This window comes from Pseudomonas sp. GW821-FHT02B10 (assembly GCF_059421865.1).
Map to the genome: position 1 here is coordinate 481,072 of NZ_JBWKVU010000002.1, position 20,627 is coordinate 501,698.

General features: G+C 64.4%; 17 protein-coding genes. 12 read left to right on the forward strand and 5 right to left on the reverse strand.

Annotation, left to right across the window (positions count from 1 at the left end; translation table 11 throughout):
* The first annotated feature begins 65 nt into the window (after positions 1–65).
* Positions 66–977 (forward strand): SdiA-regulated domain-containing protein, encoded by a 912-nt coding sequence (locus AC07VU_RS06075; RefSeq protein ID WP_053263023.1) that lies wholly within the window; start codon positions 66–68, stop codon positions 975–977.
* Between the two features lie 180 nt (positions 978–1,157).
* Here the strand turns inward: AC07VU_RS06075 and AC07VU_RS06080 are convergent, their stop codons facing one another.
* Both AC07VU_RS06080 and rpiA read right to left on the reverse strand, forming a co-directional pair.
* Positions 1,158–3,110, reverse strand: coding sequence for an autotransporter domain-containing protein (locus AC07VU_RS06080; protein WP_495029614.1), 1,953 nt, complete (start codon positions 3,108–3,110; stop codon positions 1,158–1,160).
* A gap of 296 nt (positions 3,111–3,406) precedes the next feature.
* Positions 3,407–4,078, reverse strand: a complete 672-nt coding sequence (gene rpiA / locus AC07VU_RS06085; RefSeq protein ID WP_007927332.1) for a ribose-5-phosphate isomerase RpiA — start codon at positions 4,076–4,078, stop codon at positions 3,407–3,409.
* Positions 4,079–4,365: 287 nt separating this feature from the next.
* On the opposite strand from rpiA, the gene ilvA reads away from it, so the two are divergent.
* The gene (gene ilvA, locus AC07VU_RS06090; RefSeq protein WP_007927333.1) at positions 4,366–5,880 is read left to right on the forward strand and encodes a threonine ammonia-lyase, biosynthetic; all 1,515 of its coding nucleotides are present in this window, start codon (positions 4,366–4,368) and stop codon (positions 5,878–5,880) included.
* A 40-nt stretch (positions 5,881–5,920) separates the two neighbouring features.
* A complete protein-coding gene (locus tag AC07VU_RS06095) occupies positions 5,921–6,349 on the forward strand; it encodes a DUF2269 family protein (protein ID WP_087092477.1) in 429 nt (142 codons plus the stop codon).
* 50 nt (positions 6,350–6,399) lie between these two features.
* Here AC07VU_RS06095 and AC07VU_RS06100 read toward each other — a convergent pair whose 3' ends face one another.
* A complete protein-coding gene (locus AC07VU_RS06100; RefSeq protein ID WP_007927343.1) occupies positions 6,400–7,056 on the reverse strand; it encodes a histidinol-phosphatase in 657 nt (218 codons plus the stop codon).
* Between the two features lie 143 nt (positions 7,057–7,199).
* Here AC07VU_RS06100 and AC07VU_RS06105 point away from each other — a divergent pair, with 143 nt between their 5' ends.
* Complete coding sequence (locus AC07VU_RS06105) at positions 7,200–7,679, forward strand: RNA pyrophosphohydrolase (protein ID WP_007927344.1); 480 nt, start codon at positions 7,200–7,202, stop codon at positions 7,677–7,679.
* A 22-nt stretch (positions 7,680–7,701) separates the two neighbouring features.
* Complete coding sequence (ptsP, locus tag AC07VU_RS06110; protein WP_007927345.1) at positions 7,702–9,981, forward strand: phosphoenolpyruvate--protein phosphotransferase; 2,280 nt, start codon at positions 7,702–7,704, stop codon at positions 9,979–9,981.
* A gap of 72 nt (positions 9,982–10,053) precedes the next feature.
* Here the strand turns inward: ptsP and AC07VU_RS06115 are convergent, their stop codons facing one another.
* A complete protein-coding gene (locus AC07VU_RS06115; RefSeq protein ID WP_457275177.1) occupies positions 10,054–10,800 on the reverse strand; it encodes an NRDE family protein in 747 nt (248 codons plus the stop codon).
* 123 nt (positions 10,801–10,923) lie between these two features.
* On the opposite strand from AC07VU_RS06115, the gene AC07VU_RS06120 reads away from it, so the two are divergent.
* The 3 genes from AC07VU_RS06120 to AC07VU_RS06130 all read left to right on the forward strand — a co-directional run bounded on the left by AC07VU_RS06120 (position 10,924) and on the right by AC07VU_RS06130 (position 13,625).
* A complete protein-coding gene (locus AC07VU_RS06120) occupies positions 10,924–11,706 on the forward strand; it encodes a sulfite exporter TauE/SafE family protein (RefSeq protein WP_274304952.1) in 783 nt (260 codons plus the stop codon).
* 78 nt (positions 11,707–11,784) lie between these two features.
* Complete coding sequence (lgt, locus tag AC07VU_RS06125) at positions 11,785–12,606, forward strand: prolipoprotein diacylglyceryl transferase (protein WP_009046066.1); 822 nt, start codon at positions 11,785–11,787, stop codon at positions 12,604–12,606.
* 47 nt (positions 12,607–12,653) lie between these two features.
* Positions 12,654–13,625 carry a thymidylate synthase gene (locus tag AC07VU_RS06130; RefSeq protein ID WP_053263016.1) on the forward strand — a complete coding sequence of 324 codons (972 nt, stop codon included), beginning with the start codon at positions 12,654–12,656 and terminating at the stop codon, positions 13,623–13,625.
* A gap of 138 nt (positions 13,626–13,763) precedes the next feature.
* Here the strand turns inward: AC07VU_RS06130 and cadR are convergent, their stop codons facing one another.
* A complete protein-coding gene (cadR, locus tag AC07VU_RS06135; RefSeq protein WP_007930346.1) occupies positions 13,764–14,213 on the reverse strand; it encodes a Cd(II)/Pb(II)-responsive transcriptional regulator in 450 nt (149 codons plus the stop codon).
* A gap of 85 nt (positions 14,214–14,298) precedes the next feature.
* On the opposite strand from cadR, the gene AC07VU_RS06140 reads away from it, so the two are divergent.
* The 4 genes from AC07VU_RS06140 to AC07VU_RS06155 all read left to right on the forward strand — a co-directional run bounded on the left by AC07VU_RS06140 (position 14,299) and on the right by AC07VU_RS06155 (position 20,619).
* The gene (locus tag AC07VU_RS06140) at positions 14,299–16,656 is read left to right on the forward strand and encodes a heavy metal translocating P-type ATPase (protein ID WP_495029615.1); all 2,358 of its coding nucleotides are present in this window, start codon (positions 14,299–14,301) and stop codon (positions 16,654–16,656) included.
* A gap of 16 nt (positions 16,657–16,672) precedes the next feature.
* Positions 16,673–17,536, forward strand: a complete 864-nt coding sequence (locus AC07VU_RS06145; protein ID WP_457275173.1) for a LysR family transcriptional regulator — start codon at positions 16,673–16,675, stop codon at positions 17,534–17,536.
* Positions 17,537–17,816: 280 nt separating this feature from the next.
* A complete protein-coding gene (locus AC07VU_RS06150) occupies positions 17,817–18,893 on the forward strand; it encodes a putative 2-aminoethylphosphonate ABC transporter ATP-binding protein (protein ID WP_007921288.1) in 1,077 nt (358 codons plus the stop codon).
* A 1-nt stretch (position 18,894) separates the two neighbouring features.
* Positions 18,895–20,619, forward strand: a complete 1,725-nt coding sequence (locus AC07VU_RS06155) for a putative 2-aminoethylphosphonate ABC transporter permease subunit (RefSeq protein WP_495029616.1) — start codon at positions 18,895–18,897, stop codon at positions 20,617–20,619.
* Positions 20,620–20,627: the final 8 nt, after the last annotated feature.

The following is a 20,627-nucleotide window of genomic DNA, read 5'->3' on the forward strand; positions in this document are numbered from 1 at the left end:
GATTAAGTTTAAATTCATCCGGCCGTGATATTTCATCCGCCTGATTTGTATTTGAGCTTGCCAGCATGCGTCGACTCGCCTATCCCAAACCGCTGTTCCTCCTCCTGTGTTTTATCGTGCTGGTGCTGCTGGGCATTGCCGGGCAGCACCACCGTTACTTCGAGCGCCTGTGGTTCAACTGGCGGGTCATGTCGCAGCCGGCCAACACCGATGCCATTGGCCTTGATGGCTATCGGGTGACTCTCGAAGCACAAAAGATCGAAGGCCTGGATGACGTCTCGGCGCTGACCTACGATCCGGTGCGCAAAAGCCTGTTCACCGTGACCAACAAGAATGCCGAGCTGATCGAGCTGTCGCTCGACGGGCGCATCCTGCGGCGTATCGCCCTGACCGGTTTTGGCGACCCGGAAGCGGTCGAGTTCATCAGCGCCGACACCTATGTGATCACCGACGAGCGCCAGCAGCGGCTGATCAAGATCCATCTGGAGGAGGACACGGTGTTCCTCGACGCGGCGGACGCCGAGCAGATGACCCTGGGTGTGCACATGAGCGGCAACAAGGGCTTCGAGGGCCTGGCCTACGATTCGGTGGGCAAGCGCCTGTTCGTCGCCAAGGAACGCGACCCGATGCTGATCTACGAGGTCAAGGGTTTCCCGCATTACGACCCGGAGAAATCCTACGCGGTGCATGTGGTCAACAACCCCAAGCGCGATGCCGGGTTGTTCGTGCGTGACCTGTCCAGCCTGCAATACGACGAGCGCACCGGGCATCTGCTGGCGCTGTCGGATGAGTCGTGGCTGGTGCTGGAGCTGGACGTGGATGGCCGGCCCCTGAGCACCATGTCGCTGCGCAAGGGCCGGCAAGGCTTGCAGGCCACGGTGCCGCAGGCCGAAGGCATTGCCATGGACGACGACGGCACCCTGTACCTGGTCAGTGAGCCGAACCTGTTCTACGTCTTCAAGAAACCCGCCCCGTAACCCTGTAGCCCTGTAGCCGCTGCCGAGCCCGCGAGGCTGCGCCCGGGCGCGCAGCGGCCGCAAACCAGACAACCCGATCCTCCCAGACAGTCCGCATGCACCGGATCAGCGAGGACTGCGTCCTCGATCGCAGCCTCGCAAGCTCGGCAGCGGCTACAAGGATCGGCTAAAGGCTACCGCTCAAAACTGCCACTGCACGCCGAGGGAGTAGCCGGTCTGGCTGCCTTCGGCATGACCGATCCGGCCGTTGACCTCGGCGTACAGCCCCAGCTGTGGGGTGATCGCCAGCTGGCTGCCGAGCTGGGCGCGGCCGAAGCTCTTGTCCACGCCGCCCAGGCGAGCCACGCGCACTTGACCATCGGCGCGGCTGGTCAGGTCCAGGTCGTCCAGGCGGCCATCCGCCAACTCCTTGACCCAGGCCAGGTCGCCATAAGGCAGCAGGCTCATGCCGTAAGGCAGGGCCACGGCACCGCGAACACGCCAGCCGAGGCTGGCTTCCAGCGAATCGAATGACTGCTCCTCATAACTCAGCGCCGTGCGCAGGTCCTGCTTCTCGTGGAAGCGGTCGATGCGGTAGTGGGTGTAATCGAGGCCGGCGAAGGGGCCGCTCTTGATCGCACCGAAGTCGAAGTCGTAACCGCCGAGCACGCGGGCGCCCAGGGTCAGGGCGTCGGTATCGCCCGTCAGTTTCTGGTTCAGCAGTACCGGGCCGCCGTTGGCCTGGATCACCAGGTTGCGCTTGGATTCGAAGCGGGTGCGACCGACGCTCAGGTCGCCGGCCAGCCATTGCGGGCCGCCATCGTTGAGCAAGGCGTAGACCGCCGCCTGCCAGGTGTCGCTGTCGAGCTTGCCGCGGTGCTCGAGCTTGTCGCGACCGTTCTGGTAGCTGAGGCTGGCGCCGACATTCAGGCTCGAATTGAGCTGGTAGTCGCCCAAGGCATGCACCCCCAGCCGACGCGCCTCGGGATTGGGCGCGCTGTCGAAACCGCTGTCGGGGCTGTATTCGCCGTCGATGCCGATCTCGCCATCGAAACTGCCGACTTCCCGGCCCATCGCCTGCAAGGTCAGCCAGCGCCGGTCGTGCAGCCGGACCATGGCCTGATGCTGGCGTTGCAGATGATCCTGCTGGTTGCGCGCCACAGCGCCGCCGGAGGCGGTGGAGGCCAGCAGGTCGGCGTTGGTCAGCTCCAGGACCAGGCGGCTGAGCAGGCGCGAGTAATCGCGCAGGCGCTGGTCGATGCGTTCCTGGCCGAAGGCGTTGGTCAGCACCGCCTTATTGTCCTCGGCGGGATCGTGCCAGGTGGAGCCGCCGGGGATGGCCGGGTTGGTGGTCTGGGTGTAGCCGTCCAGGTCGCCGATTTCCCAGTTGGTGGCCTCGATGTAGAGAATCGGGATGTTCAGCCCTTCGAAGGCTTCGCCGTCGCTGCAGCAACCGGTGCCCGCGGGGTATGCCGGGTCGAGGCCGGGGTTGGTGAACAGATTGATCTGCAGTTCCCTGGCGATCTGCAGGGTATGTTCGCGCAACGAGGCCAGGGCCGGGTTGGCGCTGCTGTTCTGTCCGGCGTGGGCATACATCATGTCGCCGGTGATCAGGCTGTCGAGGTTGATCATGGCCAGCATGTTGGCGCGCTGGCTGGCGCTGAGGGAATCGACGAACGCCCTGGAGCCGCGCAGGCCTTCCTCCTCGGCGCCGAAGCCGACCACCTGCAAGCCGTTTTCCAGCTGCAGCCCGCCGAGGTTGCGGGCGATTTCGGTCAGCACGCTGGCGCCGGAGCCGTTGTCGTCCAGGCCTTGCAGGGTCGGGCGGCCGAAATAAGTATCGAAGTGCGCGCCGACCACCACGTATTGCGGCTTGGTCCCGGCGGCGTAGGCCACCACGTTTTGCGAGCTGCGGCTGTTGCCGCCGGCGGTCCAGGAAAAGTCCTGGCGGCTGATGCCGTAGGCGCTGCCCATCTGGCTTTGCATCCAGTCGGCGGCACCGGCGAAGTTGGCGGTGCCACGGTAGCGGCCGGGGTAGTCGTTGATCAGTTTGTCGAGGGTGGTGGCGGCGTGTTCGCCGTATTCATAGGCGAAGGCCTGGGTGGACAGCAGAACGCTGGCGAGACTGACGGCAAGCGTGAGGGGCTTGAGCACGGTGATCTTCCTTGAGGGATGAAAAAACGGGGCAGTTGCACAATGCGCGCCTCATTCCTTGGGCGACCTTGTATTGGCGCATTGCTTAAACCGAACGTCGCCTGGCGTTAATTTGTAACGGATTTGATACCGGAAGTCGTGGGCCGCACTGAGACCTGGTGCGCGAATTCGGATATTTCTGCGGCTAAATGCAGCGAAAAGTAGCAGTAGTGGCGAGGTTGGTGCGGGAGGGCAGGGCGGGGCTGGACGGGAGAGCTTTCGCCCCCGCCATTGCGGCGGGGGCGAAATCGGCGGCATCAGGCGGTGAGGGTCTTCACGCCGTCGCGGGTGCCCAGTAGCAGCACGTCGGCCGGGCGGGCGGCGAACAGGCCGTTGGTGACCACGCCGACAATAGCGTTGATCTGCGCTTCCAGCTCCACCGGATTGGTGATCTGCATGTTGTGCACGTCAAGAATGATGTTGCCGTTGTCGGTGATCACGCCTTCGCGGTAGACCGGGTCGCCACCGAGCTTCACCAGCTCGCGGGCCACGTGGCTGCGGGCCATGGGGATCACTTCCACCGGCAGCGGGAAGGCGCCCAGCACCGGCACCAGCTTGCTGGCGTCGGCGATGCAGATAAAGGTCTTGGCTACCGCCGCGACGATTTTCTCGCGGGTCAGGGCCGCGCCGCCGCCCTTGATCAGGTTCAGGTGTTCGTCGCTTTCGTCGGCGCCGTCGATGTAGAACTCCAGGTCGCTGACGGTGTTCAGTTCGTACACCGGGATGCCGTGGCCCTTGAGGCGCGCCGCGGTGGCTTCGGAGCTGGCGACCGCGCCGTCGAAGGCGGCCTTGTGCTGGGCCAGGGCGTCGATGAAGCAGTTGGCGGTGGAGCCGGTGCCGACCCCGACGATGCTCTTGTCATCGAGTTTCGGGAGGATGAGGTCGACGGCAGCCTGGGCCACGGCCTGTTTGAGTTGATCCTGGGTCATGCGGGCTCCGGAAGCGGGCAAGGGGGGGAACGGAAAGGCCGGCATTATAGGCCGGTGTCCTGAGCAGGTCATTGCCCGTTTGGCGAACCGCTTTTTGTAGCCGCTGCCGAAGGCTGCGATCGACCGTCAGGTCGTGACAGACGAGAGTGGCCGGAGGACCTGCAGACCTATCGCAGCCACCGGCAGCGGCTACGGGGCTTTTAAAACCTCTGGATTCGTGTGGTCGCCCGGGTAAACGCTGGGTTAGACTCGCTGGCCCTGCCCAACCCGCTCAGTGATGCTTTCCGATGCTCGAACAGTACGTCAAAAAGATCCTCACCTCGCGCGTTTACGACGTTGCCGTAGAAACCCCGTTGCAGACTGCCCGCCAGCTCTCCGAGCGGCTGGGCAATCAGATCTGGCTCAAGCGCGAAGACTTGCAGCCGGTGTTCTCGTTCAAGATTCGCGGCGCCTACAACAAGCTGACCCAGCTCAGCGATGCCGAGCGCGCCCGTGGCGTGGTCACCGCCTCGGCCGGCAACCATGCCCAGGGCCTGGCCCTGGCGGCCAAGGTGCTGGGGGTGAAGGCGACCATCGTGATGCCCAAGACCACCCCGGAGATCAAGGTCGAAGGCGTGCGCTCGCGCGGCGGCAAAGTGGTGCTGCACGGTGATACTTTCCCGGAAGCCCTGGCCTACTCGCTGAAGCTGGTGGACGAAAAAGGCTACGTCTATATCCACCCGTACGACGATCCGCACACCATTGCCGGGCAGGGCACCGTGGCGATGGAAATTTTGCGCCAGCATCCGGGGCGCCTGGACGCGATCTTCGTGCCGGTCGGCGGTGGTGGCCTGATTGCCGGAATCGCGGCCTACGTCAAATACCTGCGGCCGGAAATCAAGATCATCGGCGTCGAGCCGGACGACTCCAACTGCCTGCAAGCGGCCATGGCCGCCGGCGAACGCGTGGTACTGCCGACCGTGGGCATCTTCGCCGACGGTGTCGCGGTGGCGCAGATCGGCCAGCACACCTTCGATATCTGCAAGGACTACGTGGATGAGGTGATCACCGTCAGCACCGACGAGATCTGCGCGGCGATCAAGGACATCTACGACGACACCCGCTCCATCACCGAGCCGGCTGGCGCCCTGGGCGTGGCCGGGATCAAGAAATACGTCGAGCAGCGCGGTGTCAGCGGGCAGACCCTGGTAGCCATCGACTCCGGCGCCAACGTCAACTTCGACCGCCTGCGCCATGTCGCTGAGCGCGCCGAGCTGGGCGAGGGCCGCGAGGCCATCATCGCCGTGACGATCCCGGAGAAGCCGGGCAGCTTCAAGGCCTTCTGCGAAGCCATCGGCAAGCGCCAGATCACCGAATTCAATTACCGCTACAACACCGGCAGCGAAGCGCACATCTTCGTGGGCGTGCAGACCCACCCGGAAAACGATCCACGCAGCGCGCTGATCGCCAGCCTGTCCGAACAGGGCTTCCCGGTGACCGATCTGACCGACAACGAACTGGCCAAGCTGCATATCCGTCACATGGTCGGTGGCCATGCCGCGCGGGTCAGCGATGAAGTGGTGTTCCGCTTCGAGTTCCCGGAACGCCCGGGCGCGCTGTTCAACTTCCTCAACAAGCTCGGCGGGCGCTGGAACATCTCGATGTTCCACTACCGCAACCATGGCGCGGCCGATGGCCGGGTGGTCGCCGGCCTGCAAGTACCGGCGAGCGAACGCCACCTGGTACCGGCGGCGTTGGCGCAGATCGGTTACCCGTACTGGGACGAGAGTGATAACCCGGCGTATCAGCTGTTCCTCGGCTGAACGGCTACGCTGGTGGGCAAGGCCTCAAGGAGTTAATGACATGGAAACGCTGACCGTCCTCAAAACCGTCCATATCCTGGCCACCGTGTTGCTGCTGGGCAGCGCGCTGGGGCTGGCGATCTGGGTCTGGCGCGCTCGTAGCAAGGGTGACGCAAGCATCTACAGCCGGCTGTTGCGCCGGCCGCTGGTGTTCGTCTGGCTGTTGCTGGTGATCTGCCTGGCCAGCCTGCCGTTCAGCGGCTGGTGGCTGGTGCATCTGCTGGGCTGGTCGCTGGGGCAGACCTGGATCCTGGCCTCCAGCGTGATCTATACCGTGGGTGCCCTGAGCTGTTTCTGGCTGCTGGCGCGGCTCAATCGCGTGCGGATCGCCTCGGGAGTAGGAAGTCCGAAGTTCACCCTGGCGCTGGCGGTGTTCAGCTTCGTGTGTTTCTTCGCCATTGCCGGGTTGATGGGCGCCAAGCCTGTTTGACGGCCTGATCGCGAGCTTGCTCCTATAGGGGCGAGCTCGCGCTAGCTTTCTCAGTCGCGCAGGCTGATCACCGGCCAGCCACGCTGCTGGGCCAGGGCCCGCAGGTTCGGGTCCGGGTCCACGGCGATCGGGTTCGCCACCAGATCCAGCAACGGCAAGTCATTCATCGAATCGCTATAGAAGTAGCTGTCTTCCAGGCTGTGGCCGGTTTCCTCGAGCCAGCGCGTCAGGCGGGTGACCTTGCCTTCGCGAAAGCACGGGACGTCGGTGCTGCGACCGGTGTAGCGGCCATCCTGCATCTCGCACTCGGTGGCGATCAGGGTTTCCACGCCCAGGCGTTCGGCGATCGGCGCGGTGACGAAGCGGTTGGTGGCGGTGATGATCACCAGCTTGTCGCCGGCGGCCTTGTGCTTGGCCAGCAGTTGCGCGGCCTTGGGCAGCAGCAGCGGCTCGATGCAGTCGCGCATGTAGTCGCGGTGCCATTGGTCGAGCACGTCCATCTCGGTGCGGCCGAGAACCTCCAGGCAGAAGTTCAGGTAAGCGGCATTGTCGAGCTTGCCGGCCAGGTAGTCCTGGTAGAACTCGTCGTTGCGGGCCTTGTAGGTGACGGCGTCGAGGAAGCCTCGTTCGCACAGGTAGTCGCCCCAGGCGTGGTCACTGTCGCCGCCCAGAAGGGTGTTGTCCAAGTCGAATAAAGCCAGGCGCATCACGGTTACTCGCTGATAAGTCTGAAAAAAGGCGATCAGAATACGGTCTTTTCACAAGAGTGCACATAAGGTAGGAAGCCTCGTTGCTGCTTTCACAACCTTTGTGGAACAATGCGGCGACATGCGTTTGCGAGGTTGTTGCCGTGATCGACCCCGATGGTTTCCGCCCCAATGTCGGGATCATTCTGACGAATGATGCTGGCCAGGTGCTATGGGCTCGCCGTATCAATCAAGATGCCTGGCAGTTTCCGCAAGGGGGGATCAACCCCGAAGAGACGCCGGAAGACGCTTTGTACCGCGAGTTGAACGAAGAAGTAGGCCTGGAACGCGAAGATGTGCAAATTCTCGCCTGCACCCGGGGCTGGTTGCGCTATCGTTTGCCGCAACGCCTGGTCCGTACCCACAGCCAACCGCTGTGCATCGGCCAGAAGCAGAAATGGTTTCTCCTGCGCCTGATCTCCAACGAGCAGCGGGTGCGGATGGATTTGACCGGTAAACCGGAGTTCGATGGCTGGCGCTGGGTCAGTTATTGGTATCCGTTGGGCCAGGTGGTGACATTCAAGCGCGAGGTTTACCGCCGCGCTCTCAAAGAGCTTGCCCCGCGCCTTCTAGCGCGCGACTGACGACGGAGTTCGACCCCGAGCCATGCTCAATACGCTGCGCAAGATCGTCCAGGAAGTTAACTCCGCCAAGGATCTCAAGGCGGCGTTGGGGATTATTGTGTTGCGCGTCAAAGAGGCCATGGGCAGCCAGGTCTGCTCGGTCTATCTGCTGGATCCGGAGACCAACCGTTTTGTCCTGATGGCCACCGAGGGCTTGAACAAGCGCTCGATCGGCAAGGTCAGCATGGCACCCAACGAAGGTCTGGTCGGCCTGGTCGGTACGCGCGAAGAACCGCTGAACCTCGAAAACGCCGCCGATCACCCGCGTTATCGCTACTTCGCTGAGACCGGCGAGGAGCGTTATGCCTCCTTCCTCGGTGCACCGATCATTCACCACCGCCGGGTCGTCGGCGTCCTGGTCATCCAGCAAAAGGAGCGTCGTCAGTTCGACGAGGGCGAAGAAGCCTTCCTGGTGACCATGAGCGCCCAGTTGGCGGGCGTTATCGCCCATGCCGAAGCCACCGGTTCGATCCGTGGCCTGGGCCGCCAGGGCAAGGGCATCCAGGAAGCCAAGTTCGTCGGCGTGCCCGGCTCGCCTGGCGCGGCGGTCGGTACCGCGGTGGTCATGCTGCCGCCCGCTGACCTGGATGTGGTGCCTGACAAGAGCATTACCGACATCGACGCCGAGCTGGCGTTGTTCAAGACCGCCATCGAAGGCGTGCGCGCCGACATGCGCACCCTCTCGGAAAAACTCGCCACCCAGCTGCGTCCCGAAGAGCGGGCGCTGTTCGACGTCTACCTGATGATGCTCGACGATGCCTCCCTGGGCAGCGAAGTGACCACCGTGATCAAGACCGGCCAATGGGCCCAGGGCGCGTTGCGCCAGGTGGTCACCGATCACGTCAACCGTTTCGAGCTGATGGACGATGCCTACCTGCGCGAGCGGGCGTCGGACGTCAAGGACCTGGGCCGGCGTCTGCTGGCCTATCTGCAGGAAGAACGCCAGCAGACCCTGGTCTACCCCGACAACACCATCCTGGTCAGCGAAGAACTGACGCCGGCCATGCTCGGCGAGGTGCCGGAAGGCAAGCTGGTCGGCCTGGTCTCGGTATTGGGTTCGGGCAACTCCCACGTGGCGATCCTGGCCCGGGCCATGGGCATTCCGACAGTGATGGGCCTGGTCGATCTGCCGTACTCGAAAGTCGACGGCATCCAGATGATCGTCGACGGCTACCACGGCGAGGTCTACACCAACCCCAGCGACGTGCTACGCAAGCAATTCGCCGATGTGGTCGAGGAAGAGCGGCAACTGGCCCAGGGCCTGGATGCACTGCGCGACCTGCCATGCGTGACGCTGGACGGCCACCGTATGCCACTGTGGGTCAACACCGGCCTGCTGGCGGACGTGGCGCGGGCGCAGAAGCGTGGCGCGGAGGGCGTGGGCCTGTACCGCACCGAAGTGCCGTTCATGATCAACCAACGCTTCCCGAGCGAAAAGGAGCAGCTGGCGATCTATCGCGAGCAACTTTCCGCCTTCCACCCGCAACCGGTGACGATGCGCAGCCTGGACATCGGCGGCGACAAGTCACTGTCGTATTTCCCGATCAAGGAAGACAACCCCTTCCTCGGCTGGCGCGGCATTCGCGTCACCCTCGACCATCCCGAGATTTTCCTCGTCCAGACCCGCGCCATGCTCAAGGCCAGCGAAGGCCTGAACAACCTGCGCATTCTCCTGCCGATGATTTCCGGCACCCATGAGCTGGAAGAAGCGTTGCACCTGATCCACCGCGCCTGGGGCGAAGTGCGCGACGAAGGCACCGACGTGCCGATGCCGCCGATCGGGGTGATGATCGAGATCCCGGCCGCGGTGTACCAGACCAAGGAACTGGCGCGCCAGGTGGACTTCCTGTCGGTCGGCTCCAACGACCTGACCCAGTACCTGCTGGCCGTGGACCGCAACAACCCGCGGGTGGCGGACCTCTACGACTACCTGCATCCGGCGGTGCTGCAAGCCTTGCAGACCGTGGTGCGCGACGCCCATGCCGAAGGCAAACCGGTGAGTATCTGCGGCGAGATGGCCGGCGATCCGGCGGCGGCGGTGCTGCTGATGGCGATGGGCTTCGACAGCCTGTCGATGAACGCCACCAACCTGCCGAAAGTGAAGTGGATGCTGCGTCAGATCAATCTCAGCAAGGCCAGGGAACTGCTGGCCGAACTGATGACCATCGACAACCCGCAAGTTATCCACAGCTCGCTGCAACTGGCGCTGAAGAACCTGGGACTGGCGCGGATGATCAATCCGGCGTCGGCCAAGACCCTTTAATTTCCGTTGTTTCCATTGCAAACAAGCCCGCTCCTACAGCAGCAGGAGCGGGCTTGTTCGCGATAGCGTCCGCTAAACCCTCAGCTCCACTTCCCCCAGATGCCCGCCATAGGGCCCAAAGCTGCGCTCGACTATGTGCCTCGAACCATCGGCCCGGACGACCAGCGCCGTGCTGGCCCGCGTGCCGTAGCTGGGGCTGGCGATAAACACGCTCGACAGCAGGCTCTCGGTGGCCAGGCCGACCCCGGTATCGGGAAGGTCGGCAAACGGCGCGGTCTGCGCATCGCTGAGCAGGGCGAGCAGAGCCTGGTGCTGCGGGTCGTGCAGTACTTCCTGTAATGCTGCCTTGGCCTTGAGCAGCTTGGGCCAGGGCGTGTCGAGCCCGGCATTCGACAGGCCGTACACGCCACTGCCCAGTTGCTGCGGCTCACGGGCCTGGGCGTTGTAGTGCCAGAGCTGATCGGGGGTGCCGACCAGCAGGTTGAAGCCGGCATATTCCAGCGATCGGCCGACAACGTCGCTGAAATAGTCGTCTATCGATATCTTGCTGCTGAGAAAACGCGCCACCAGTTCGCCTCGGGAGCGGCGCGCGGGGGGCTGATGGGGATTGCGGATATTGGTCAGGGCGGCGAAGCGTCCGTCGGCGCCCAGGCCGAGCCAGGTGCCGCCCGCTTCCAGATCGCGCCCGGCATAGATATCGGGGGCTTCGGGCCATTGCGCCAACGGCAGGCTGGGGCGGGCGTAGAACTCGTCACGGTTGGCCGCGACGATCAGGGGCAGGGGGTGGCCCGGCCGCCAGGCGAATACGATCAAGCACATCAGGTTGTCCCTTTTGTGTTTTTTGCTCACTTTACGCACAGAACGACTGGGTATCCATCGCCATCCAGTGGAGCCAAGGGCCGTGCATCCGTTACCATGCCGCTCTCTTTTCGGGATGCCTCCATGGAATTTCTGCTCTATCTGCTGCTGGGGGCCTGCGCGGGCATATTGGCCGGTCTGTTTGGCGTAGGTGGCGGCATCATCATCGTTCCCGTGCTGGTGTTTAGCTTCACCCTGCAAGGTTTCGATCCGTCGATCCTGACCCACCTGGCCGTTGGTACGTCGCTGGCGACCATCATTTTTACCTCGGTCAACGCGGTTCGCGAACACCAGCGCAGGGGCGCGGTGCGCTGGTCGATCTTTGCCTGGATGACCCTGGGCATCCTGCTCGGCGCCGGAGTCGGGGCGCTGACGGCCGAAGCGATCTCCGGGCCGAACCTGCAGAAAATCATCGGCGTCTTCGCCCTGGTGGTCGCCCTGCAGATGACCCTGGACCTGCGGCCCAAGGCCAGCCGCGACGTTCCCGGCAAGCTCGGGCTGACCCTGGCCGGTAGTGTGATCGGCTGGGCCTCGGCGATTTTCGGCATCGGTGGCGGCTCGCTGACCGTGCCGTTCCTGACCTGGCGCAGCGTGCCGATGCAGCAGGCGGTGGCCACGTCCTCGGCCTGCGGTTTGCCGATTGCCGTGGCCAGTGCAATAAGTTTCATGATTCTGGGCTGGCATGATCCGTTGCTGCCGGCTCATAGTCTGGGTTTTGTGTATTTGCCGGCACTGCTGGGCATCGCCCTGACCAGCATGGTCTTTGCCCGGTTCGGTGCGCGCCTGGCCCATCGGTTGTCGGCGCGCCTGTTGAAGCGCTTGTTCGCCGGCCTGCTGTTTGTGGTCGGCCTGACGTTCCTGCTCTGACAGGTTCCGCAATCCTGGCTTAATCCGCGCGTGACATGGTCGCGGCGCAATCGAGTTTCACTCTAACGAGGAGTCGCAATGCTGCCTTACCCGCAGATCGACCCGGTGGCCCTGGCCATCGGCCCGCTGAAAATTCACTGGTACGGCCTGATGTACCTGATCGGCATCGGTGGCGCCTGGCTGCTGGCGTCGCGCCGGTTGAACCGCTTCGACCCAACCTGGACCAAGGAGAAGCTCTCCGACATGGTGTTCTGGATGTCGATGGGGGTCATTGTCGGTGGGCGCCTGGGCTATGTGCTGTTCTATGACCTGAGCGCCTACCTGGCCAACCCGACGCTGATCTTCGAGGTCTGGAAAGGCGGCATGTCGTTCCACGGCGGTTTCATCGGGGTGATGCTCGCGGCCTTGTGGTTCGGCAAGAAGAACGGCAAGTCGTTCTTCCAGCTGATGGACTTCGTCGCGCCGATGGTGCCGATCGGCCTGGGCGCCGGGCGCATCGGCAACTTCATCAACGCCGAGCTGTGGGGCAAGCCGACCGACCTGCCGTGGGCGATGATCTTCCCGCCGTTCAGCGACCCGGCCCAGCTGCCGCGCCACCCTTCGCAGCTGTATCAGTTCGCCCTGGAAGGCGTGGCACTGTTCCTCATCCTCTGGCTGTTCTCGCGCAAGCCCCGTCCAACCATGGCGGTTTCCGGGATGTTCGCCCTGTTTTACGGTATTTTCCGTTTTATCGTCGAGTTCGTCCGGGTCCCGGATGCGCAGCTGGGCTATCTGGCGTGGAACTGGCTGACCATGGGCCAGGTGCTGTGCCTGCCGATGATCGTTGGCGGCCTGTTCCTGATCTGGCTGGCCTATCACCGCGCTCCAGCGGCACCGGTGGCGAAAGACGCCGCGCTCTAATTCGGATCGCAGGGCGCGAGCCCTGCCTTCAAGGACACAGGTAATACATGAAGCAATATCTCGATCTGGTCGCCCACGTCATCAAGAACGGCACCAAACAGGCCAACCGCACGGGCGTGAACACCATCAGCTTCCCCGGCGCGATGCTGCGTTACGACCTGAAAGACGGTTTCCCGGCGATCACCACCCGCAAGATGGCCTTCAAGTCGGCCATCGGCGAGATGTGCGGTTTCCTCCGTGGGGTGAACAACGCCGCCGAATTCCGTGCCCTGGGCTGCAAGGTCTGGGACCAGAACGCCAACGAAAACGCCCAGTGGCTGGCCAATCCCTTCCGCCAGGGCGAGGACGACCTGGGTGAGATCTATGGCGTGCAATGGCGCAAGTGGCCGGCGTACAAGCAGATCCCCCTGAGCAATCCGGCCGCCATCGAGCAGACCCTGGCCCAGGGCTACCGGCAGATCGCCGAAGGCGAGGAAAACGGCCAGGCCTATGTGGTGCTGTACAAGGCCATCGACCAGGTGCGCCAGTGCGTGGACACCATCATCAAGGACCCGGGCAGCCGGCGCATCCTGTTCCACGGTTGGAACTGCGCCCAGCTGGATGAAATGGCCCTGCCGCCGTGCCACCTGCTGTACCAGTTCCACCCGAATGTCGAGACCCGGGAAATTTCCCTGACCCTCTACATCCGCTCCAACGACCTGGGCCTGGGCACACCGTTCAACCTCACCGAAGGCGCGGCGCTGCTGAGCCTGATCGGTCGCCTGACCGGCTACACCCCGCGCTGGTTCACCTATTTCATCGGTGATGCCCACGTCTACGAAAACCACCTGGACATGCTCAACGAACAGCTCAAGCGCGAGCCGTTCCCGATGCCGAAGCTGGTGATTTCCGAACGTGTACCGGAGTTCGCCAAGACCGGTGTGTACCAGCCGGAGTGGCTGGAAAAGGTCGAACCGAGCGACTTCTCGCTGGAAGGCTACGAGCACCACGCGCCGATGACCGCGCCGATGGCGGTCTGATCGATACACCCGGCGGCGGCTTCTGTAGCCGCTGCCGCAGGCTGCGATAAGGCCCGCAGGGCCTTCTAGCAATCCCGGAGACCACGCCCACACGTGGTCGATACGGGGCATCTGCCTCTCTGTAGGGGGGTGATGGTTTCAATGCCCGTGGCTACGGCCCACATGAGAGTCCTCGGCTTCGCTGGGGGCCACCGAGCCGCTGACTTCCAGGCGCTGCAAAATCCCGCACTGATCCAGGTCCGGCCCTTCGCTGCAGCGTTGGCGCAGGTCGAGCAACTGTGTCTGCAAGGCCAGCAGCCCGTCGATCCGCGCCTTGACGTGGTGGATGTGTTCGTCGATCAGCGCATTCACGTTCTGGCACTGGTCCTGGGGGCTGTCGCGCAGGTTCAGCAGGCTGCGGATTTCCTCGAGGGTCATGTCCAGGCTGCGGCAGTTGCGGATGAAGGTCAGGCGTTCGGTGTGGGCCTGGGTATACAGACGGTAATTGCCCTCGCTGCGGGCCGGCTCCGGCAGCAGGCCTTCGCGCTCGTAGTAACGGATGGTTTCGACCTGACAGTCGGTCAGTTTCGCCAGCTCGCCAATTTTCATCGCGACAATCTCCGAAAGGGTGCTTGACCCTATAGTGGCTACAGGGTGTTCACTTGGCAACAGGCACCTTTTCGGACGCGACCTTATGAGCGATTCCCTGCACACCCACGGCAAGCCCGGCGCTGACTCCAAGCATGCTGGCCACGATCATGATCATGGCCATGGCGCAAAACTGCATCCGCTGAAAAAACACGACCATGCTGGCCACGGCGCTTCCTGCTGCTCGTCGCCGTCGCTGGTCCAGTTGAGCGAGCCCCAGGCTGCCAGTCATGGCGATTCCTGCTGTTCGTCGGCCGCCGCGCCGTCGCGGGTTGTGCTCAGCGCGGCGTCGAGCGCCAATGCGCGCCTGAGCAGTTTCCGCATCGAGGCCATGGACTGCCCGACCGAGCAGACGCTGATCCAGAACAAGCTGGGCAAGCTGGCGGGCGTGCAGCAACTGGAGTTCAACCTGATCAACCGGGTGCTGGGCGTGACCCATGACCTGCAGGACGTCGCCCCGATCATCGCCGCCATCAAGTCCCTGGGCATGGAGGCCGAGCCCATCGGCCTGGGCGGCGAGTCCGATGCCCCGGTCGCGGCGCCGGTGAAAAAGCACTGGTGGCCGCTGGCGCTGTCCGGCGTCGGCGCGCTGGCCGCGGAGGTAATCCACTTCACCAGCGCCGCGCCGACCTGGGTGGTGGCGGTGATCGCCCTGGTATCGATCCTCAGTGGTGGCCTCGGCACTTACAAGAAGGGCTGGATCGCCCTGAAGAACCGCAACCTCAACATCAACGCCTTGATGAGCATCGCCGTGACCGGCGCCGTGCTGATCGGCCAATGGCCGGAAGCGGCGATGGTGATGTTCCTGTTCACCGTGGCCGAGTTGATCGAGGCCCGGTCCCTGGACCGCGCGCGCAATGCCATCAGTGGCCTGATGCAGATGACCCCGGAACGGGTCACGGTGCAGGAGGCGGACGGCAGTTGGGTCGAACGGGAAGCGAAAAGCATCGAGCTGGGCGCGCTGGTACGGGTACGTCCGGGTGAGCGCATCGGCCTCGACGGCGAGGTGGTGGCCGGCAGCTCGACCATCGACCAGGCGCCGATCACCGGCGAAAGCCTGCCGGTGGAAAAGACCCTGGGTGACAAGGTCTTCGCCGGCACCATCAACCAGGCCGGCTCGCTGGAGTACAAGGTGACCGCGGCGGCCAACAACTCGACCCTGGCGCGGATCATCCATGCCGTGGAACAAGCCCAGGGCGCGCGCGCGCCGACCCAGCGCTTCGTCGACAGCTTCTCGAAAATCTACACCCCCGCGGTGTTTGCCTTTGCCCTGGCCGTGGCGGTGATTCCACCGCTGTTCATGGGCGCCGCCTGGTTCGACTGGATTTACCGCGCCCTGGTGCTGTTGGTGGTGGCGTGCCCGTGCGCGCTGGTGATTTCCACCCCGGTGACCATCGTCAGCGGCCTGGCCGCGGCAGCGCGCAAAGGCATCCTGATCAAGGGCGGGGTCTACCTGGAGGGCGGCTACAAGCTCGACTACCTGGCGCTGGACAAGACCGGCACCATCACCCATGGCAAGCCGGTACAGACCGATTTCCTGTCCCTCGATCCGCTGGCGGACAGCAGCGCCCCGGCCATCGCCGCCAGCCTGGCGTCCCGTTCCGACCACCCGGTGTCTTTGGCCATTGCCAATGCGGCTGTGGATAAACAGCTGAGCCTGCACCTTGTGGATAACTTCGAGGCCCTGGCCGGCCGCGGTGTACGTGGCGAAATCAACGGCCAGCTCTACCACCTGGGCAATCACCGCCTGGTGGAGGAGCTGGGGCTGTGCTCGCCGGAGCTGGAAGAGCAGCTGTTCGCCCTGGAGAAACAAGGCAAGACTGTGGTGCTGTTGCTCGACAGCGCCGGCCCCCTGGCCCTGTTCGCCGTGGCGGACACGGTCAAGGAGTCCAGCCGCGAAGCGATCCAGCAGTTGCACGAACTGGGCATCAAGACCCTGATGCTGACTGGCGACAACCCGCACACCGCCGAAGCCATCGCCGCCCAGGTGGGCATCGATCAGGCCCGCGGCGACCTGCTGCCCACCGATAAACTGCAAGCTATCGAAGACCTGTATGCCCAAGGGCACCGGGTCGGCATGGTCGGCGACGGCATCAACGACGCCCCGGCCCTGGCCCGTGCGGAGATCGGTTTCGCCATGGCCGCGGCAGGCACCGACACCGCCATCGAGACCGCCGATGTCGCCTTGATGGACGACGATCTGCGCAAGATTCCGGCGTTTGTCCGGCTGTCCCGGCAGACCTCGAACATCCTCGTACAAAATATCGCCCTGGCCCTGGTCATCAAGGCGATCTTTCTTGGGGTAACCTTCTTCGGGTTGGCCACCATGTGGATGGCCGTGTTCGCCGACATGGGCGTCAGCCTGTTGGTGGTCTTCAACGGTTTGCGCCTGTTGCGCAAATAGACGATGAGAGGACGCAGTGCTGAGTGCCGAGCTGAAGGCGTTTTACATGGTGGCCCGCCTGGGCAGCATCACCCTGGCGGCGAAAAAGCTCGGCCTGAGCCAGCCCACGGTGACCACCCAGATCCGTCATCTGGAAAGCCAGTATGCGGTCGAGCTGTTCTATCGCGGCGGCCGCCGCCTCAGCGTCAGCGAAGAGGGTGCCCGGCTGTTGCCGATGGTCAAGGCGCTGTTGCAGCAGGAAGCCGATATCGAGTTTTTCCTGCGCAATAGCGGCCAGCTGCAAGGCACCCTGCGGATTGCCGCCACGGCGCCGTATTACATCCTCGATCTGGTGAAGACCTTCCGCGAGCGCCTGCCCCAGGTGGAAGTGTCGGTGGAAATCGGCAACTCGCAGCAGGTCCTGGAGTCGCTGGAGGAATACCGGGTCGACATCGCCGCGTCGTCGCAGCTGCTGGAGGATTCGCGCTTGATCCGCCGGGTGCTCGGCAGCGATCCGCTGGTGCTGGCGGTGCACCGCAATCATCCGTTGGCGGCCCTCGATCACGTGCCCTTGAACGCCCTGGTCGGGCATACCCTGCTGATGCGCGAGCCGGGCTCCACCACCCGGCGCCTGACCGAAGAGCTGCTCGACGGCGCCCGGGTCAGCTTCGGGCCGCTGCTGGAGATCGGCAGCCGCGAGTCGATCCGCGAGGCGGTGCTGCGCAATATCGGCATCAGCATCATTGCCCGCCAGGAAGTCCCCCACGATCCGCAACTGCGGGTGCTGACCATCGAGAACGCGCCGCAGATCGCCGAATACCTGTACTGCCTCAAGGAGCGCAAGGGCGCGCGCCTGCCGGCGGCCTTCCTCGGGCTGGCGCAGGAAATGGCGCCAGCCTGAACCCTGCTCCTTGTAGCCGCTGCCGAGCGCAGCGAGGCTGCGAACGGGTGCGCAGCGCCCGCAAAAGGCGCCCTGCGGTTACCTCGCCAGATCGCGTTGTCGGGCCTGCGGTTGCTGCGCAACCGTTCGCAGCCTCGCGGGCTCGGCAGCGGCTACAAGGCTCTGCGTTCTCTTGAACCCAAATCCGCCAATACCACTATCGGCAGCTTTTGCCTCACTGCCACAGTAACTACGCATTCGTTCCCTAGGATGGCCTGCATCTGCTTGATGAGGCCCGTCCATGAACAACCCGATCGCAACTGCCCTGAGCAACCCCGGCGCGCCGATGAAAGTGCGCGGCATGCAGAAACGCTTTGGCGCTTTCACCGCGCTGGATAACGTCTCCCTGGACGTGGCGGCCGGCGAGCTGGTGTGCCTGCTCGGCCCGTCGGGCTGCGGCAAGACCACCTTGCTGCGTTGCATCGCCGGCCTCGAGCGCCAGGACCGGGGCGAGTTGTACCTGGGCAGCCGCGATGTTTCGCACCTGGCGCCCCAGGCCCGGGACTACGGCATTCTGTTCCAGTCCTATGCGCTGTTCCCCAACCTCAGCGTCGAAGCCAACATTGCCTATGGCCTGGCCGGCAGCGGTCGCGACGAAGTGCGCAAGCGCGTGGCGCAAATGCTGGAACTGGTGGGCCTGACCGGCAGCGAAAAGAAATACCCCGGCCAGCTGTCGGGCGGCCAGCAGCAGCGGGTGGCCCTGGCGCGCGCCCTGGCCCCGGCGCCTTCGTTGCTGTTGCTGGACGAACCGATGTCGGCGCTGGATGCGCGGGTGCGCGAGCACCTGTGCACCGAGCTGCGCCAGCTGCAGCGGCGCCTGGGCATCACCACCCTGATGGTCACCCACAACCAGGACGAGGCCATGTTGATGGCCGACCGCATCGCGGTGATGAACAACGGCAAGGTCGAGCAATACGCCACGCCGCAGGAAATCTACGATCGCCCGGCCACCCCGTTCGTCGCCGAGTTCGTCGGCCAGGGCAACTGGCTGCCGTTCCGCCGCAGCAGCGACAGCCACGCCCAGGTTGGTGGGATGAATGTGCGGCTGGCGGCCGACTCCGGCAAGGCCGCTTCGGGCCGGTTGTTCTGCCGCCCGGAGGCGATCAGCGTCAATCCGCCGGTGCACGAGGAGAACCTGTTCCCGGCCAAGGTCCGGGAGATCACCTTCCTCGGCAACCGCTGCCGCATGAGCTTCGAACTCAACCAATTGCCCGGCCATCCGCTGCTGGCCGAGCTGGCCCCGGAAGCCATGCCGCGCCTCGGTGCCCAGGACATCTGGGTCGCCTTGCCACCGCGCAGCCTGCAGGTGTTTGCCTGAGATGGCCGTTGAACTGAGCCTGCCGCTACCCGCAAAACGGGCGCGCCAGGCGGCCCGTGCGCAAATCGGCGACCGCCTCTTCGTGCTCGGCGGCAAGCTGGTGCTGCTGATGCTGCTGGGCCTGGCGGTGTTGCTGCCGTTGCTGGCGATTTTCTGGCGCGGTTTCAGCGGCGAAGCCGGGCAGGGCGGTGGCCTGGTTGCGGCCCGTGAGCTGGTGACCAGCACCAACTTCCACTGGCTGTTGGGCAACAGCCTGAAAGTCTCCCTCAGCGTGGCCGCCATCGTGGTGCCGCTGGCCTACCTGTTCGCCTATGCCCTGCAACGCACGCTGATTCCCGGCAAGGCGATCTGGCGCGGCCTGTCGCTGCTGCCGCTGATGGCGCCGTCGATGCTGCCGGGGATCGCCCTGGTCTATCTGTTCGGCAACCAGGGCCTGCTCCGTGGCCTGCTCTCGGACAATATCTACGGCTTCTGGGGCATCGTTCTCGGCGAGGTGATCTACACCTTTCCCCACGCCCTGATGATCCTGCTGTCGGCCCTGTCCCTGGCCGATGCGCGGCTGTTCGATGCCGCGTCGAGCATGGGCGCCAGCCCGGCCAAGGCCTTTCGCAGCATCACCTGGCCGGCCACCCGGCAGGCGGTGTTCGCCGCGTTCTGCCTGGTATTCACCCTGACCATCACCGATTTCGGCGTGCCAGTGGTGGTCGGTGGTGACTATCAGGTGCTGGCGCTGGAGGCCTACAAGGCGGTGGTCGGCCAGCAACAGTTCGGCCGTGGCGCCTTGATCGGCATGGTGCTGTTGCTGCCGGCGCTGTTCAGCTTCGGCGTCGATGCCTGGCTGCGCCGTCGCCATGGCGACTCCATGAGCGGCCGGGCCCAGGTCTTCAAACCGGCGCCCTCTCGCGTGAGAGACGGCTGCTACCTGGCGATCGTGCTGCTGATCTGCGCGGCGCTGCTGCTGGTGTTCGGCATGGCGGTGTTCTCGTCGCTGGTGAAGTTCTGGCCCTATAACCTTTCGCTGTCGCTCAACCACTACCAGTTCAACGACACCGCCGGCGGCGGCTGGCTGGCCTACCGCAACAGCCTGACCATGGCCCTGTGCACGGCGCTGATCGGCAGCGCGCTGATCTTCACCGGCGCCTACCTGATGGAGAAGACCCACACCCAGCGCGGCCTCAACCTGGCGCTGCGCATGCTCAGTTTCGTGCCGATGGCGGTGCCGGGCCTGGTGCTGGGCCTGGGTTACGTCTTCTTCTTCAACCTCAGCGGCAACCCGCTGCATGTGTTCTACGGCAGCATGACCCTGCTGGTGGTGTGCACCATTGCTCACTACCTGACCACCGCGCAGATGACCGCCACCACCGCGCTGCGCCAGCTCGACGCCGAGTTCGAGGCTGCGGCGCTGTCGCTCAAGGCACCGCTGTATCGCCACTACCTGCGGGTCACCGTGCCGATCTGCCTGCCGGCGCTGTTGGACATTCTGCGCTACCTGTTCGTCTCGGCCATGACCACCGTCTCGGCGGCGATCTTCCTCTACAGCCCCGACACCATCCTCGCGGCGGTGGCGGTGCTGAACATGGACGACGCCGGCAACGTCGGCGGCGCGGCCGCCATGTCGACCCTGATCCTCTTTACCTCGGCGGGCGTGTCCCTGCTCCTGGCCTGGGCTTCGCGCGGTTTGCTGCGCCGCTCCCAGGCCTGGAGGCAGAGCGCGCCCGGTCACTGACTCTGCCC